The 15,932-nt window shown below is 65.7% G+C and carries 14 protein-coding genes; 6 read left to right on the forward strand and 8 right to left on the reverse strand.

Going from position 1 to position 15,932, the window contains the following annotated elements; genetic code table 11:
• Window positions 1-124 precede the first annotated feature (124 nt).
• From AWC18_RS14260 to rpmH, 8 genes are all read right to left on the reverse strand, one after another.
• Window positions 125-1,123 carry a ParB/RepB/Spo0J family partition protein gene (locus tag AWC18_RS14260; protein WP_064998801.1) on the reverse strand — a complete coding sequence of 333 codons (999 nt, stop codon included), beginning with the start codon at window positions 1,121-1,123 and terminating at the stop codon, window positions 125-127.
• Window positions 1,124-1,166: 43 nt separating this feature from the next.
• The gene (locus tag AWC18_RS14265) at window positions 1,167-2,162 is read right to left on the reverse strand and encodes a ParA family protein (RefSeq protein ID WP_272937696.1); all 996 of its coding nucleotides are present in this window, start codon (window positions 2,160-2,162) and stop codon (window positions 1,167-1,169) included.
• Entirely contained in the window at window positions 2,159-2,878 is a 720-nt protein-coding gene (gene rsmG, locus AWC18_RS14270; protein ID WP_420093341.1) for a 16S rRNA (guanine(527)-N(7))-methyltransferase RsmG, read from the reverse strand. The genes AWC18_RS14265 and rsmG overlap by 4 nt, the downstream gene beginning before the upstream one ends.
• Before the next feature lie 79 nt (window positions 2,879-2,957).
• On the reverse strand, window positions 2,958-3,524 hold the full coding sequence (locus AWC18_RS14275; RefSeq protein ID WP_064998804.1) for a Jag family protein: 567 nt from the start codon (window positions 3,522-3,524) through the stop codon (window positions 2,958-2,960).
• A gap of 54 nt (window positions 3,525-3,578) precedes the next feature.
• Window positions 3,579-4,616 (reverse strand): membrane protein insertase YidC, encoded by a 1,038-nt coding sequence (gene yidC, locus AWC18_RS14280; protein WP_064998845.1) that lies wholly within the window; start codon window positions 4,614-4,616, stop codon window positions 3,579-3,581.
• Between the two features lie 43 nt (window positions 4,617-4,659).
• Window positions 4,660-4,950, reverse strand: a complete 291-nt coding sequence (gene yidD, locus AWC18_RS14285; RefSeq protein WP_064998805.1) for a membrane protein insertion efficiency factor YidD — start codon at window positions 4,948-4,950, stop codon at window positions 4,660-4,662.
• Window positions 4,950-5,348: a ribonuclease P protein component gene (gene rnpA, locus AWC18_RS14290; protein ID WP_085139161.1), complete on the reverse strand. Its 399-nt coding sequence runs from the start codon at window positions 5,346-5,348 to the stop codon at window positions 4,950-4,952. Before rnpA ends, yidD begins: the two co-directional genes overlap by 1 nt.
• Before the next feature lie 17 nt (window positions 5,349-5,365).
• Window positions 5,366-5,509 (reverse strand): 50S ribosomal protein L34, encoded by a 144-nt coding sequence (rpmH, locus tag AWC18_RS14295; RefSeq protein ID WP_046283926.1) that lies wholly within the window; start codon window positions 5,507-5,509, stop codon window positions 5,366-5,368.
• A 617-nt stretch (window positions 5,510-6,126) separates the two neighbouring features.
• Here rpmH and dnaA point away from each other — a divergent pair.
• The 6 genes from dnaA to gyrA all read left to right on the forward strand — a co-directional run bounded on the left by dnaA (window position 6,127) and on the right by gyrA (window position 15,880).
• The gene (gene dnaA / locus AWC18_RS14300; protein ID WP_064998807.1) at window positions 6,127-7,596 is read left to right on the forward strand and encodes a chromosomal replication initiator protein DnaA; all 1,470 of its coding nucleotides are present in this window, start codon (window positions 6,127-6,129) and stop codon (window positions 7,594-7,596) included.
• A 534-nt stretch (window positions 7,597-8,130) separates the two neighbouring features.
• Window positions 8,131-9,327, forward strand: a complete 1,197-nt coding sequence (gene dnaN, locus AWC18_RS14305) for a DNA polymerase III subunit beta (protein WP_085139162.1) — start codon at window positions 8,131-8,133, stop codon at window positions 9,325-9,327.
• Window positions 9,328-9,348: 21 nt separating this feature from the next.
• Window positions 9,349-10,509 carry a DNA replication/repair protein RecF gene (recF, locus tag AWC18_RS14310; RefSeq protein ID WP_064998809.1) on the forward strand — a complete coding sequence of 387 codons (1,161 nt, stop codon included), beginning with the start codon at window positions 9,349-9,351 and terminating at the stop codon, window positions 10,507-10,509.
• Entirely contained in the window at window positions 10,506-11,081 is a 576-nt protein-coding gene (locus AWC18_RS14315; protein WP_085139163.1) for a DUF721 family protein, read from the forward strand. Before recF ends, AWC18_RS14315 begins: the two co-directional genes overlap by 4 nt.
• 199 nt (window positions 11,082-11,280) lie before the next feature.
• The gene (gene gyrB, locus AWC18_RS14320) at window positions 11,281-13,332 is read left to right on the forward strand and encodes a DNA topoisomerase (ATP-hydrolyzing) subunit B (RefSeq protein ID WP_109470424.1); all 2,052 of its coding nucleotides are present in this window, start codon (window positions 11,281-11,283) and stop codon (window positions 13,330-13,332) included.
• A gap of 52 nt (window positions 13,333-13,384) precedes the next feature.
• Window positions 13,385-15,880 (forward strand): DNA gyrase subunit A, encoded by a 2,496-nt coding sequence (gene gyrA / locus AWC18_RS14325; RefSeq protein ID WP_085139164.1) that lies wholly within the window; start codon window positions 13,385-13,387, stop codon window positions 15,878-15,880.
• Window positions 15,881-15,932: the final 52 nt, after the last annotated feature.

Genomic DNA, 15,932 nt, shown 5'->3' on the forward strand with positions numbered 1-15,932 from the left:
GGCTCCTCCGAAAATTGAAAACTGGTGTTGGTCAACATGTTTGGGTTCCACCACCGATCCCGGGTCACCAAACCGTCACAGTGACGTAACGGGCCGGTGGCCCAGGACCTGGGCGAACAACGCCTCAGGAAGTTGTCGAGTTCATCATCGCGACGATGCGCTGCAGATCGTCGACCGAGCCGAATTCGACGACGATCTTGCCCTTGCGCTTGCCCAGACTGACCGTCACACGGGTGTCGAAGGTGGTCGACAACCGCTCCGCGATGTCCTGCAGACCCGGCATCTGGATCGGCTTGCGCCGCGGCGCGACCGGCGTGGGGGTGCCTGCCCGGTTGGCGAGAGTGACCGCCTCCTCGGTGGCGCGCACCGACAACCCCTCGGCCACGATCCGCGCCGCGAGCTCCTCCTGCGCCTCAGGTCCGGCCTCCAGCGACAGCAGCGCGCGGGCATGGCCTGCCGACAACACCCCCGCGGCGACCCTGCGCTGCACGGCGATCGGCAGTCGCAGCAACCGGATCATGTTGGTGACCAACGGGCGAGAACGCCCGATGCGGGTGGCCAGTTCCTCGTGGGTGACCCCGAACTCGTCCAGCAGCTGCTGATATGCGGCGGCCTCTTCCAGGGGGTTGAGCTGGACGCGGTGGATGTTCTCCAGCAGCGCGTCGCGCAGCAGATTGTCGTCCTCGGTCTCCCGAACGATCGCCGGAATGGTCTCCAGGCCGGCCTGTTGGGAAGCACGCCAACGCCGCTCCCCCATGACCAACTGATACCGCGACGTGCCCGGTATGGCCCGCACCACGATGGGCTGCATCAGGCCGAATTCCCGGATCGAATGCACCAGCTCGGCCAGCGCCTCGTCGTCGAAGACCTGGCGAGGCTGGCGGGGGTTGGGCTCGATGTCGGCCGGTCTGATCTCGCGGTACACCGCGCCCACGTCCGGGGTGGCCGGCGGTGCGGCACTGCCCATGCCACCCAGCACTACATCGGCGGCGGCATCGCCCATGCGCGGGCCGATGCCGGCACCGCGGTCGCTCTGGCTGTCGTTCCCCTCCCCTGGCCCGGTCGGGATCAGCGAGGCCAAGCCGCGGCCCAAGCCGCCCTTCCTACGCGACGGTCCGGTCATGTGTGGCGCTCCTGTTCTTCTCCGGGTCGTCGTACATCGGCGGTCACCGCTGTCCCCCGCCGCCGGCCAGGTCGCGCTCGACGAGCTCCCGGCTGGCATCCAGGTAGCTCATCGCCCCGCGCGAGCCCGGGTCATATTCGATGATCGTCATGCTGTACCCCGGCGCCTCCGACACCTTGACGCTGCGCGGGATGACCGTTCGCAGCACCCGGTCGCCGAAATAGCGCCGGACCTCCTCGGCGACTTGGTCCGCGAGCTTGGTGCGGCCGTCGTACATCGTCAGCAGCACGGTGGTCACTTCCAGGCGCGGGTTGAGGTGTGCCTTGACCATCTCGATGTTGCGCATCAACTGCGAGACCCCCTCCAGCGCGTAGTACTCGCACTGGATGGGGATCAGGACCTCCGGCGCGGCCACCAACGCATTGACCGTCAGGAGGCCCAGTGAGGGCGGGCAGTCGATAAAGACGTAGTCGAAGTCGAAGTCGTCCAGATCGGCCAGGGCGTTGCGCAGCCGGTTCTCCCGCGCCACCATGCTCACCAACTCGATCTCGGCGCCGGCCAGATCGATAGTGGCCGGGATGCAGTACAGCCGCTCGTTGTGGGGGCTCTGCTGCAACGCCTCGGTCACCGGGATCGCCCCGATCAACACTTCGTACGACGACGGTGTCCCCGACTTCCGGTCCGCGATGCCCAGCGCGGTGCTGGCGTTGCCCTGCGGGTCGAGGTCGATCACCAAGGTCTTGATCCCCTGCACCGCGAGGGCGGCCGCGAGGTTGACCGCCGTGGTGGTCTTGCCGACGCCTCCCTTCTGATTGGCCACGGTGAATACGCGGCGCCGCTTCGGACGGGGCAGCAGGTTGTTGGTGTGCAGAACCTGCATCGCGCGTTCGGCCGCCGCTGCGATCGGGGTGTCGATGTAGTCCGGCGATGTTTCACGTGAAACAGGACGGGGCGATGTTTCACGTGAAACCGACCTCACGGGGCTCCCCGGTTTCGTGGCCGACGGCCTGGGCGTGCCCGGGGGGACTGCTCTGCTCATGCCTGCCTCCTGCTCGACCGTCGTGCCGGGCCGCCCGACTTCTGCCCGCGTCTGCGTTCGGGTGCCGCCCGCCGCGCCAGCACCACGGTCGCGGGCGGGTTTAAATAGTTCACGCCACATCTCACCACCCTTACGTCGGTCGCGCCTAGTCTGGCCATCGCGGCGCGGTGCTCATCGACTTCGGCCTGGGCCCGCTCCCCCTTCATCGCCAGCATCCGGCCGCCCTGTCGTAGCAGCGGCAGGCTCCAGCGTGCGATCTTGTCCAGGCTGGCGACCGCCCGTGACGTGACGGCGTCGCAGTTGCCCGCCGCCGTCTGCACCCCAGGATCTTCGGCACGACCGCGCACCACTTCCACGCCGGCGAGGTCCAATTCCGCGACCGCCTCGCGCAGGAATTCGCTGCGGCGCAGCAGCGGCTCCACCAGGATCACCGATACGTCGGGGCGGACGATCGCCGCCGGTATTCCCGGCAGGCCGGCTCCGCTTCCGATGTCGGCGACCCGCTCACCGGACTCGAGCAGCTCGCCGACAGCGGCACAGTTGAGTAGGTGGCGCTCCCAGAGCCGCTCCACCTCTCGGGGGCCGATCAGCCCTCGTTCGACCCCGGGTCCTGCCAACAGAGCCGCATAGCGGCGTGCGATGGGAAGGTGGTCACCGAAGACTTCTACTGCCTCGGGGGGTGGCTCGGGTACCGGTGCTCCCTCGACATGTTTCACGTGAAACATTCCTCCGGCTTCCCGGGAACCGACCGCGGACGGGGAATCACACGGCTGTGATTCCCCGCGCTGAGTCTTGTCAGTCCCGCCGCACCACTACGCGGCGGGACGGCTCGACGCCCTGACTCTCGCTGTGCACGCCGGCCACGGCGGCCACCGCATCGTGGACGATCTTACGTTCGAACGGGCTCATCGGAGCCAGTTCCTCGTCGACGCCGGTCTCCAGCACCCGGCGGGCCACCTCGTCACCCAACGCGGTCAGGTCGTTGCGGCGCCGGCGGCGCCACCCGGCGATGTCCAGCATCAGCCGGCTACGTTCACCCGTCTTCTGGTGCACGGCCAATCGGGTCAGCTCCTGCAGTGCATCGAGCACTTCGCCCTTGCGCCCCACCAGCTTGGTCAGGTCCGCACCGCCGTCGATGCTCACCACCGCGCGGCGGCCTTCCACGTCCAGGTCGATGTCCCCGTCGAAGTCCAGCAGGTCGAGCAACTCCTCCAAGTAGTCGCCGGCGATCTCGCCCTCGGCGACCAATCGGTCCTCCAGGTCCACGGCGGGCGCGGCTTGCTCCTGCGCCGTCTCCCCCTCGGAACCCACGGCCTCGTGCTCCGTGGTGCCCGCGTCGTTCATGTCGGTTGTGTCAGTCATGTCGTCTCCCTCTGTGCCCGGCGGCTCGCGCGCCGGTTGGCTTGTCGCGGTACGTCACCGCTTACGTTTCTTCGGCTTCGCCCCGGCGTTGGGCCGTCTGCCGCCGGAAGCGGGTCGGCCCGGGCTTCGCTTGGCACCCTCGGAGCCGCCGGCTGCGCCGGCCTCGGGCTCGACCGCGCCCGCCTCGTCCGCCGCGGTCTCGGTGTCGGCCGCAGCCTCCGTTGTGGCCGCCCTGCCCCGCTTCGGCTTGGCGCCGGGTGCCGGGGCGTTGGCGGCGCGGCGCCGCAGCGCCTCTTCCTTCTTGGCCTCTTCCTCCTTGGCGATCAGCCCGAACACGTAGTGCTGCTGGCCGAACGTCCAGATGTTGTTGGAGAACCAGTACAAGATGATCGCCAGCGGCAGGAAGGGACCGCCGACCACCACGCCCAGCGGAAAGACATAGAGCGCCAGCTTGTTCATCATCGCGGTCTGGGGGTTGGCCGCCGCTTCCGGACTCTGCCGCGCCACTGAGGCTCGGCTGTTGAAGTACGTCGCGATACCCGCGGCGATCATGATCGGCACCCCGACCGCGATGACCGACACCCGGTTGAACTCGGCGAAGGCATCCAATCCCGTGCGCTGGATCATGGTCGCGCCCAGCGGGGCTCCGAACAGATTCGCGTCCAGGAAGTTGCCGACGTCGGCCGCGCTGAAGAAGTAGTTGCCCAGCTGACGGTTCACGTCGGGTGACAGGCCGAGCTGACCGATCCCGGTACTGGTCCGGTTGAACGACCGCAGCACATGGAACAGACCCAGGAAGACCGGGACCTGCGCGAGCATCGGCAGACACCCCAGGATCGGGTTGAACCCGTGCTCGCGCTGCAGCTTCTGCATCTCCAGCGCCATCTTCTGGCGGTCCTTGCCGTACTTCTTCTGCAACGCCTTGATCTGCGGCTGCAGCTCCTGCATCTGCCGGGTGGTCCGGATCTGCTTGACGAACGGCTTGTACAGCAGCGCCCGCAGTGTGAACACCAGGAACACCACCGACAGCGCCCATGTGAAGAAGCTCGACGGTCCCAGTAGAAGGCCAAAAGCCTTGTACCACAACCACATAATGCCCGACACCGGGTAGTACACGTAGTCCAGGCTGCCCGGATCAAAGGACACGGTCTTCACCCTCCGCTAGATTGTCGTGCCGTTCACGGGCGTCTCCGCGTTCGGGAATCGGGTCCCATCCGCCCTGGTGCCACGGGCCGCACTTGGCCAGCCGTACCGCGGCCAACCAGCTCCCCCGGATCAACCCGTATTCCGTCAGGGCGTCCACCGCGTACTGGCTGCACGTCGGCATGAACCGGCAGCTGGGCAGACGCAGTGGAGAGATCAGGTGCCGGTAGAGCTGGATGACGAAGATCAATCCCCGAACCGGTGCCGCTGCGACCGCGTGCATCAGCGCATCGCCCCCGCGGCTCGGTGAATGGACCGCAGGCCGGTCCGCAGCTGAGTACCGAGCTCGTCTGACGTCGCACCGTTGCTACCGGGCAGTGCGCGAATAACCAGGTGCTCTCGGGGTGCCAAGTCGGCCAACACGTCGCGAGCCACGTGGCGCAGACGCCGAGCCACGCGATGCCGGTCGACCGCGCGGCCGACCGATTTGGAGATGATCAGGCCGACACGGGGCGTATTTGCCGATGCGGCGTCGAACGCCGACACCTCGGACCCGTCCGTCCGGGGGGCGTCCATGACCCAGCTGTACACGATGACATCCGGCTGCACTGCCCTTCGGCCATGCTTGACCGTTGCACCGAAGTCGGCCGATCGTCTCATCCGGTATCGAGCCGGGAGCACCGCCGAACTGCCTGTGCTCAGGCAGTCAGCGAGCGCCGGCCCTTGTTGCGCCGGGCGGTGACGATGGCACGACCGGCACGGGTACGCATCCGCAGCCGGAACCCATGCACGCGGGCCCGACGACGGTTGTTGGGCTGGAAGGTCCGCTTGCCCTTGGCCACGGCACACTCTCCTTATTGCATCTCGCGTCGCGTTAGCCCGACACACCGGAAGCCCGTTGTGCCTGTCGCACGCGACGCACTCGGTAAGCTCGGTGAACTTCTGCGTCTTGCTCGTAACCGGCGCGGGCTCCGGCCGGGGGCCGGTCGCTGCCGTATCGCCAACGTTCGGGCGACTGTTCGAGGGTACTGATGCGCGTTCGCCGGGTCAAACCCCGCTGTCGCCACCCCGCTCACCCCTCCGCACCGGACTACTCTATTGACTCACTATCCACACTGGTCACACCCGTATCGGCTGGCCTCCAGACGCTCATTTTCCTTCAATTCATCTCGCCGAAATATGTAGTCGTTCGCCCAGAAACCTGTTAGCTTGCTTGCCAGCGCCGTTTCGGAACCGGAACGGTTCTCCACCACGAACCGAAGATCGCGAAGCGGCTGCGCTTCAGATATTGCGTCAGTTGTCTGGAGTGTCCGTTGCTGAGCAACCGGCCCAGAGGGCCTCATCGCGGAATGCGCACCTCATCCACATCTGTGGATAAGTGTGTGGATAGCATGTCCCTGGCGGTATCCGCGTACGGCGGTGCCCGGGCCAGACGGCGTCGAACCAGGGGGATGGGGCTGTGAGTGAGGACCCCGGCACCGCATTTCTGAGTCTCTGGGACGAGGTGGTGGCCGAGCTCAACGGCGATTCCCCGGGAAGCAACGGCTCCGCGCCGACTTTGACCCCCCAGCAGAAGGCCTGGCTCAAGCTGGTCCACCCGCTGGCCATCGTCGAGGGCTTCGCGCTGTTGGCGGTTCCGAGCAGTTTCGTCCAGAACGAGATCGAACGGCATCTGCGCACCCAGATCACCGATGCGCTCAGCCGGCGCCTCGGTCATCCCATCGAACTCGGGGTCCGGATCTCACCGCAGCCCGCCGAGGAGTCCCCCAGCACCGCCACCAACGACAGCGGTGTCGAGGTGGGCTCCGATGACGAAGACGACGAGACCACCGACGTCGAATACGACTGGCCCAACTACTTCACCGAACGGCCCAGTGAGGACTCCCCGACCGCCGACGGTGCCAGTCTCAACCGGCGCTACACCTTCGACACCTTCGTCATCGGCACCTCCAACCGCTTCGCTCACGCCGCCGCTCTGGCCATCGCCGAGGCACCGGCACGCGCATACAACCCCCTGTTCATCTGGGGCGAATCCGGACTGGGTAAGACCCACCTGCTGCACGCGGCCGGCAACTACACCCAGCGCCTCTTCCCCGGCATGCGTGTCAAGTACGTCTCCACCGAAGAGTTCACCAACGACTTCATCAACTCGCTGCGCGACGACCGCAAGGTGGCGTTCAAGCGCAGCTACCGAGACATCGATGTTCTGCTGGTCGATGACATCCAGTTCATCGAAGGTAAAGAAGGTATCCAGGAAGAGTTCTTCCATACCTTCAACACCCTGCACAACGCCAACAAGCAGATTGTGATCACTTCCGACCGGGCGCCGAAACAGCTTGCGACCCTTGAGGATCGGCTTCGCACCCGGTTCGAATGGGGCCTGATCACCGACGTCCAGCCTCCGGATCTGGAGACCCGGATCGCCATCTTGCGCAAGAAGGCGCAGATGGATCGCCTCGACGTGCCCGGCGACGTGCTCGAACTCATCGCCACCAGCATCGAGCGCAACATCCGCGAACTCGAGGGGGCGCTGATCCGTGTCACCGCGTTCGCCTCGCTCAACAAGACGCCGATCGACCGATCCCTGGCCGAGATCGTGTTGCGTGACCTGATCGCCGACGCCAGCACTATGCAGATCAGCGCCGCGATCATCATGGCTGTCATCGCTGAGTACTTCGACACCTCCGTGGAGGAACTTCGCGGGCCCGGCAAGACCCGGCCGCTGGCGCAGTCCCGCCAGATCGCCATGTACCTGTGCCGCGAGCTGACCGACCTGTCGTTGCCCAAGATCGGGCAGGCATTCGGCCGCGACCACACCACGGTGATGTACGCCGAGCGCAAGATCCGCGGAGAGATGGCTGAGCGTCGTGAGGTCTTCGATCAGGTCAAAGAACTCACCACCCGGATCCGTCAGCGCGCCAAGCGCTGATTTCCGGGGTTTTCGTCATCGTTCTTACAAAAAACTTTGGACACACTCGTACCACCCGTCACGGCCTGACCCTGTGGATACCGCTGCGTACAACCTGTCCACGAGTCGATAGCCAACGGCCGGTCAATGCACACCGGCTGTGTCATACACAGCCCCGCCGAGTCACCCGGGCGTGTCATTCACTGCTTCTCCCCAACCCCCCACACCCGCTCAGCAGCGGAGATGCCGTCCTATGCCCAGGATCCACAGGACTTACTACTAATACTGGGAGTTATCCCTCGATTCTTTCTAAAAACAGGTCGTTGGGGATTCGGGTCTACCCGGCCTGTTCACAACCAGCCGGATGGCCCCGTCGGCCAAGCCGATGCTGAGCCGCTCTGTGTTGGGGTTTAACTTTCAAGAAGGCCATCCAGGCTCTACGGTTGGTGACCTACCGCTCCTACACTTCGGCGAGGGGCGTTACACGGCCGCGGGTGGGGGTCTTCACCAGTCGCCGCACGGTAGAGCTCGATATTGGGGCGACGAGAGGACGCTATGGACGCGGCGACCACGAACGCGGGTCTGACCGACTTGAAGTTCCGCCTGGACCGGGATGACTTCGCTGACGCGGTGGCGTGGGTGGCGAAGTCTCTGCCGGCCCGGCCCACGGTGCCACTGCTGGCCGGGGTGCTGCTGACGGGTTCCGACAACGGTCTGACCGTGTCCGGATTCGATTACGAAGTCTCCGCCGAAGTTGAACTTGCTGCTGAGATCGCTTCTCCGGGAAGCGTTTTGGTATCAGGCCGACTGCTCTCCGACATCACCAGGGCGCTGCCGGCCAAGCCGGTCGAAGTCCAGGTGGAATCCACCCGGGTCTCCCTGACCTGTGGAAACGCGCGATTCTCGCTGCCGACCATGACCGTGGAGGATTACCCCACCCTGCCGACACTGCCGGCCGAGACCGGTGTGTTGGCGGCAGACGTGTTCGCCGAGGCCATCAGCCAGGTGGCGGTGGCGGCCGGCCGTGACGACACACTGCCCATGTTGACCGGCATACGCGTCGAAATCTCGGGGAACACAGTGGTTTTGGCTGCCACCGACCGTTTCCGATTGGCTGTTCGCGAGCTGAACTGGTCCGCCGCGCCGGGTACCGAGGCAGCGGTCTTGGTTCCGGCGAAAACCCTCGCGGAGGCGGCTAAGGCCAGCAGCGACGGCAACGAGGTGCACTTGGCCCTGGGCGCCGGTTCCGCGGTCGGCAACGAAGGACTGCTCGGCATCACCAGCGGCGGAAAGCGCAGCACCACGCGCCTGTTGGATGCCGAATTCCCGAAGTTCCGCCAGCTGCTTCCCAGTGAGCACCTCGCCGTCGCGACCATCGGCGTCGCCGAGCTCACCGAAGCGATCAAGCGTGTGGCGTTGGTGGCCGATCGGGGCGCCCAGGTGCGCATGGAGTTGTCCGAGGGCACCCTGCGTCTTTCGGCCGGCGCCGAAGACGTCGGTCGTGCCGAGGAGGATCTGCCGATCGACTTCGTCGGTGAGCCGCTGACCATCGCGTTCAATCCGACCTACCTCACCGACGGTTTGGGTTCGCTGCACAGCGAAAAGGTGTCGATGGGCTTCACCGATCCGAAGAAGCCCGCGGTGCTGCGCCCGGCCAGTTCGGACGACCCCGCACTGATCGGTGCCGGTCCGTTCCCGGCGGTGCCGTCGGATTACGTCTACCTGTTGATGCCGGTTCGCCTGCCCGGCTGATCGGGAGGGGTTGGTTTCTCGGTGTATGTCCGCCACCTGGGCCTGCGGGATTTCCGGTCCTGGGCGCACGTCGATCTGGAGCTGGAACCGGGTGCCACGGTCCTGGTCGGACCGAACGGCTTTGGGAAGACCAACCTCGTTGAGGCACTGTGGTATTCGTCCACACTGGGATCACATCGGGTGGCCACCGATGCGCCACTGATTAGGTCTGGCGCCACCCGGGCGGTGGTGTCGACCATCGTGGTGAACGACGGCCGTGAGCTCGCCGTTGATCTGGAGATCGCGGCCGGTCGCGCGAACAAGGTGCGGCTGAACCGCTCGCCGGTGCGGCACGCCCGCGAAGTCGTCGGAGTACTGCGGGCGGTGTTGTTCGCCCCGGAAGACCTGGCGCTGGTGCGGGGCGATCCCGGCGAGCGCCGCCGTTACCTCGACGAACTGGCCAGTGTTCGCCGGCCCCGGATCGCCGGCGTGCGCGCTGACTACGACAAGGTGCTCCGCCAACGCACCGCGCTGCTCAAGAGCGCCCCCGGCGCATTGCACCGTGGTGACCGATCGGTGCTCGACACCCTTGACGTGTGGGATTCCCAACTTGCGCTGCACGGCGCCGAGTTGATGGCGGCGCGTATCGAGCTGGTGAACCAGTTGGCGCCGGAGGTCGAGAAGGCCTACCAATTGTTGGCGCCAGGCACCAGGACCGCCGGTGTGGCCTATCGGCCGAAACTGGAGATTCCCCTCGAGGCGGCCGGCTATGGCCCGGCCGAACTTCAAGAAGCCCTGCTCGAAGAATTGGCGCGCCGCCGGCGCGCGGAACTGGAACGCGGCGTGTGCCTGGTCGGCCCGCACCGCGACGAGCTGGAGTTGCGACTCGGGGACCGACCGGTGAAAGGTTTTGCCAGCCACGGTGAATCGTGGTCGATGGCGCTGTCCCTACGCCTTGCCTCCTATGAACTGCTCCGCAGCGAAGGCGCCGAACCGGTGCTGTTGCTCGACGACGTGTTCGCCGAACTGGATGCGGCCCGGCGCCGGGCGTTGGCCGGTGTCGCCGCGTCGGCCGAACAGGTCCTGATCACCGCGGCCGTCGCCGATGACATCCCCGCCGATTGGCAGGCCCGCCGGATCCGGATCGCGGTGAACGAAGGAGACGAGGGCCGGGTGTCGGAATTGATCGGCGCTGAGTCGTGACCCACGACGAATCACCGGACGAACCGATCGGGCAGCCACCGGCCCACCTGGCCGGACTGACCGGCATGGATCTGGTTCGCCGGACCCTCGCCGAAGCGCGAGAAGCGGCCCGCAGCCAGGGCAAGGACGTCGGACAGGGGCGCCGGGCGCCGCTGCGTCGCCGCACTCCGGGCGCCGGGGGCGGTCGTCGCAGCTGGTCGGGACCGGGCCCGGACCGCCGCGACCCGCAGCCACTGGGTGCGGCCACCCGCGACCTGGCGCAATCTCGGGGCTGGTCGGCCCAGGTGGCCGAAGGCACGGTGCTCGGGCAGTGGCGCTCGGTGGTCGGTGACGACATCGCCTCGCACGCAACGCCGACCAAGCTCGCTGACGGTGTGCTCAGCGTGGTCGCCGAGTCGACCGCCTGGGCCACCCAATTGCGCCTGGTGCAGGCGCAATTGCTGGCCAAGATCGCCGCGGCCGTCGGGGACGGGGTGGTCAAGACGCTGAAAATCACCGGCCCAACCGCGCCGTCGTGGCGCAAGGGCCCGCTGCACGTCTCCGGTCGCGGCCCGCGCGACACCTATGGCTGACCCGTCGCCACATTCGGACGCCTCAGTGGCGCTACGAGCCAAAAAATGGCTCCGGTCAGCGGCCGGACACGTGGCGAACCGCGATATCGACGCCACGGCGCAATCAGGTGGGCAGAAACACCCCAAGAAAATGCTCCCCGTCGGTGCCCCAAGGTAGACTTGCTCAGTATCCCGCGCATGCACCCGAGCCATGCGTCGAATGCTGACTTGCGAACCCGAGGAGAGCTCCCCGACCGTGGCTGCCCAAAACAAATATGGTGCCGATTCGATCAAGGTACTCGAAGGCCTCGAAGCAGTCCGTAAACGACCCGGTATGTACATCGGCTCTACCGGTGAACGTGGTCTACACCACCTGATCTGGGAAGTTGTCGACAACGCGGTCGACGAGGCCATGGCCGGATTCGCCACCAAGGTGTCGGTCCGCATCCTCGAAGACGGCGGTGTGGAGGTCACCGACGACGGCCGCGGCATCCCGGTGGCGATGCACGCCACCGGCATCCCGACCGTGGATGTCGTGATGACCGTGCTGCACGCCGGCGGAAAGTTCGAAGAGGGCGCCTACAGCGTTTCCGGCGGTCTGCACGGCGTCGGCGTCTCGGTGGTCAATGCGCTGTCGACCCGACTGGAGGCCGACATCAACGTCGACGGCTACCAGTGGTTCCAGACCTACGACAAATCGGTGCCGGGAACCCTGCGCAAGGGCGAGAAGACCAAGAAGACCGGCACCACCATTCGCTTCTGGGCCGACCCGGACATCTTCGAGACCACCACCTACGACTTCGAGACCGTGGCCCGGCGCCTGCAGGAGATGGCGTTCCTCAACAAGGGCCTGACCATCGAGCTCACCGACGAGCGGGTCCGGGTCGAAGAGGTCGTGGACGAGGTGGTCAGCGACACCGCCGAAGCGCCCAAGACCGCGGAGGAGCAGGCCGCCGAGGCCACCGCCCCGCACAAGGTCAAGCACCGGGTCTTCCACTACCCCGGTGGTCTGCGCGACTTCGTCGCGCACATCAACCGCAGCAAGACCGCGATCCACCCGACCATCATCGACTTCGACGGCAAGGGAACCGGACACGAAGTCGAGATCGCCATGCAGTGGAACGGCGGTTATTCGGAGTCGGTACACACTTTCGCCAACACCATCAACACCGCTGAGGGCGGCACCCACGAAGAGGGCTTCCGCTCTGCGTTGACCAGCGTGGTGAACAAGTACGCCAAAGACAAGAAGCTGCTCAAGGACAAAGACCCCAACCTCACCGGAGACGACATCCGCGAGGGCCTGGCGGCGGTCATCTCGGTGAAGGTGTCCCAGCCGCAGTTCGAGGGCCAGACCAAGACCAAGCTGGGCAACACCGAGGTCAAGTCGTTCGTGCAGAAGGTCTGCAACGAGCAGCTGGGCCACTGGTTCGAAGCCAACCCGGCCGAGGCGAAGGTCATCATCAACAAGGCGGTCTCGTCGGCGCAGGCCCGGATGGCTGCCCGCAAGGCGCGAGAATTGGTGCGGCGCAAGAGCGCCACCGATCTGGGTGGCTTGCCCGGAAAGCTTGCCGACTGCCGTTCGAACGACCCGACGAAGTCCGAACTGTATGTTGTGGAGGGTGATTCGGCCGGCGGTTCGGCCAAGAGCGGCCGCGACTCGATGTTCCAGGCGATCCTGCCGTTGCGCGGCAAGATCATCAATGTCGAAAAGGCCCGCATCGACCGCGTCCTGAAGAACAACGAGGTCCAGGCGATCATCACCGCCCTGGGCACCGGCATTCACGACGAGTTCGACATCTCCAAGCTGCGCTATCACAAGATCGTGCTGATGGCCGACGCCGACGTCGACGGCCAGCACATCTCCACGTTGTTGCTCACCCTGCTGTTCCGTTTCATGCGGCCGCTGGTGGAGCACGGGCATGTGTTCTTGGCGCAGCCGCCGCTGTACAAGTTGAAGTGGCAGCGCGGAAGCGAGCCCGAATTCGCCTACTCCGACCGCGAACGCGACGGTCTGCTCGAAGCCGGCAAGGCCGCCGGCAAGAAGATCAACATGGACGACGGCATCCAGCGGTACAAGGGTCTGGGCGAGATGGATGCCAAGGAACTGTGGGAAACCACGATGGACCCGAGTGTGCGGGTGCTGCGGCAGATCACCCTCGACGACGCCGCCGCCGCGGACGAGCTGTTCTCGATCCTGATGGGCGAGGACGTGGAGGCGCGCCGCAGCTTCATCACGCGGAATGCGAAAGACGTTCGCTTCTTGGATGTTTAGCGATGAACCGCAACATCTGACCCGACTGACCTCTGCACAGAACGAGGAATAGATGACAGACACCACGCTGCCGCCCGAGGACGACTCGTTGGACCGGATCGAACCGGTCGACATCCAGCAGGAGATGCAGCGCAGCTACATCGACTACGCCATGAGCGTGATCGTGGGCCGTGCCCTTCCCGAGGTGCGGGACGGCCTCAAGCCGGTGCACCGCCGCGTCCTCTACGCGATGTATGACTCCGGGTTCCGGCCAGACCGCAGTCACGCGAAATCCGCACGCTCGGTTGCCGAAACCATGGGCAACTACCACCCGCACGGCGATGCCTCCATCTACGACACCCTGGTCCGGATGGCCCAGCCGTGGTCGCTGCGCTACCCACTGGTCGACGGCCAGGGCAACTTCGGTTCACCGGGCAACGACCCCGCGGCCGCCATGCGTTACACCGAGGCCCGGCTGACCCCGCTGGCCATGGAGATGCTGCGCGAAATCGACGAAGAAACAGTCGATTTCGTTCCGAACTACGACGGCCGTGTGCAGGAACCGACGGTGCTGCCCAGCCGGTTCCCCAACCTGCTGGCCAACGGCTCCGGCGGCATCGCGGTCGGTATGGCGACCAACATCCCCCCGCACAATCTGCGCGAACTCGCCGAAGCGGTGTTCTGGTGCCTGGACAATCACGAGGCCGACGAAGAGAGCACCCTGGAAGCGGTGATGGAACGGGTCAAGGGCCCGGACTTCCCGACCTCCGGCCTGATCGTCGGATCGCAGGGCATCAACGACGCCTACCGCACCGGGCGCGGCTCCATCCGGATGCGGGGCGTCGTTGAGATCGAAGAGGATTCGCGGGGGCGGACCCAGCTGGTCATCACCGAGCTGCCGTACCAGGTCAACCACGACAACTTCATCACGTCGATCGCCGAGCAGGTGCGCGACGGAAAGTTGGTGGGAATCGCCAACATTGAAGACCAGAGCAGCGACCGGGTCGGCCTGCGCATCGTCGTCGAGGTCAAGCGCGACGCGGTTGCCAAGGTGGTGCTGAACAACCTCTACAAGCACACCCAGCTGCAGACCAGCTTCGGCGCCAACATGCTCTCGATCGTCGACGGGGTGCCGCGCACGCTGCGGCTGGACCAGATGATCCGGTACTACGTGGCGCATCAGCTGGACGTGATCGTCCGGCGCACCCGCTACCGGCTCCGCAAGGCCGAGGAGCGAGCCCACATCCTGCGCGGTCTGGTCAAAGCGCTCGACGCCCTCGACGAGGTGATCGCCCTGATCAGGGCATCGGAGACCGTCGACATCGCTCGCCAGGGCCTGATCGAGCTGCTCGACATCGATGACATTCAGGCGCAGGCGATTCTGGACATGCAGCTGCGCCGGCTGGCCGCGCTGGAACGCCAGAAGATCATCGACGAATTGGCCAAGATCGAGGCCGAGATCGCAGACCTCAAGGACATCCTGGAGAAGCCGGAACGGCAGCGCGCGATCGTTCACGATGAGCTGGCTGAGCTCGTCGAAAAGCACGGTGACGACCGGCGGACCCGGATCATCGCCGCCGACGGTGATGTCGCCGACGAGGATCTGATCGCCCGCGAGGACGTGGTCGTCACGATCACCGAGACCGGTTATGCCAAGCGCACCAAGACCGACCTGTACCGCAGCCAGAAGCGTGGCGGCAAGGGTGTGCAGGGCGCAGGCCTCAAACAGGACGACATCGTCGCGCACTTCTTCGTCTGCTCCACGCACGATTGGATCCTGTTCTTCACCACACAGGGCCGGGTGTACCGAGCCAAGGCCTACGACCTGCCGGAGGCGCTGCGCACCGCGCGCGGACAGCACGTCGCCAACCTGCTTGCCTTCCAGCCCGAAGAGCGCATCGCACAGGTCATCCAGATCAAGAGTTACGAAGACGCGCCGTATCTGGTGTTGGCCACCCGCAACGGTCTGGTCAAGAAGTCCAAGCTGACCGACTTCGACTCGAACCGATCCGGCGGCATCGTCGCGATCAATCTGCGCGACGGTGACGAGCTGGTGGGAGCGGTGCTGTGCTCCGCCGAGGACGACCTGCTGCTGGTGTCGGCCAACGGCCAGTCCATCAGGTTCTCGGCCACCGATGAGGCGCTGCGGCCGATGGGCCGCGCCACCTCTGGTGTGCAGGGCATGCGATTCAACGCCGACGACCGGCTGCTGTCGCTCAACGTGGTCCGCGAGAACACCTATCTGCTGGTGGCCACCGCCGGCGGGTACGCCAAGCGAACAGCGATCGAGGAGTACACCGCGCAGGGTCGCGGCGGCAAGGGAATCCTGACCATTCAGTACGATTCGCGCCGCGGCAGGCTGGTCGGGGCGCTGATCGTCGATGACGACAGTGAGCTCTACGCGATCACCTCGGGCGGTGGCGTGATTCGCACCACGGCTAAGCAGGTTCGTAAGGCCGGTCGGCAGACTAAGGGCGTTCGCTTGATGAACTTGGGTGATGGCGACACACTGATAGCGATTGCGCGGAACGCCGACGAAGAGGCGACCGATGAGGACTCGGGTAGCTGAACCGCCGTCAACCCGGCCGCGGCGCGGCGGGGATAGCCAGGTAAGGAGTCGT

This window comes from Mycolicibacter nonchromogenicus (assembly GCF_002101775.1).
GTDB lineage: Bacteria > Actinomycetota > Actinomycetes > Mycobacteriales > Mycobacteriaceae > Mycobacterium > Mycobacterium nonchromogenicum.

Bases quoted from the DNA above. Each gene is read 5' to 3' on its own strand.
- AWC18_RS14260 (WP_064998801.1), bottom strand. From the start codon at position 1,123: ATGACCGGACCGTCGCGTAGGAAGGGCGGCTTGGGCCGCGGCTTGGCC.
- AWC18_RS14265 (WP_272937696.1), bottom strand. From the start codon at position 2,162: ATGAGCAGAGCAGTCCCCCCGGGCACGCCCAGGCCGTCGGCCACGAAA.
- AWC18_RS14275 (WP_064998804.1), bottom strand. From the start codon at position 3,524: ATGACTGACACAACCGACATGAACGACGCGGGCACCACGGAGCACGAG.
- yidC (WP_064998845.1), bottom strand. From the start codon at position 4,616: ATGTGGTTGTGGTACAAGGCTTTTGGCCTTCTACTGGGACCGTCGAGC.
- yidD (WP_064998805.1), bottom strand. From the start codon at position 4,950: ATGCACGCGGTCGCAGCGGCACCGGTTCGGGGATTGATCTTCGTCATC.
- dnaN (WP_085139162.1), top strand. From the start codon at position 8,131: ATGGACGCGGCGACCACGAACGCGGGTCTGACCGACTTGAAGTTCCGC.
- gyrB (WP_109470424.1), top strand. From the start codon at position 11,281: ATGCTGACTTGCGAACCCGAGGAGAGCTCCCCGACCGTGGCTGCCCAA.
- gyrA (WP_085139164.1), top strand. From the start codon at position 13,385: ATGACAGACACCACGCTGCCGCCCGAGGACGACTCGTTGGACCGGATC.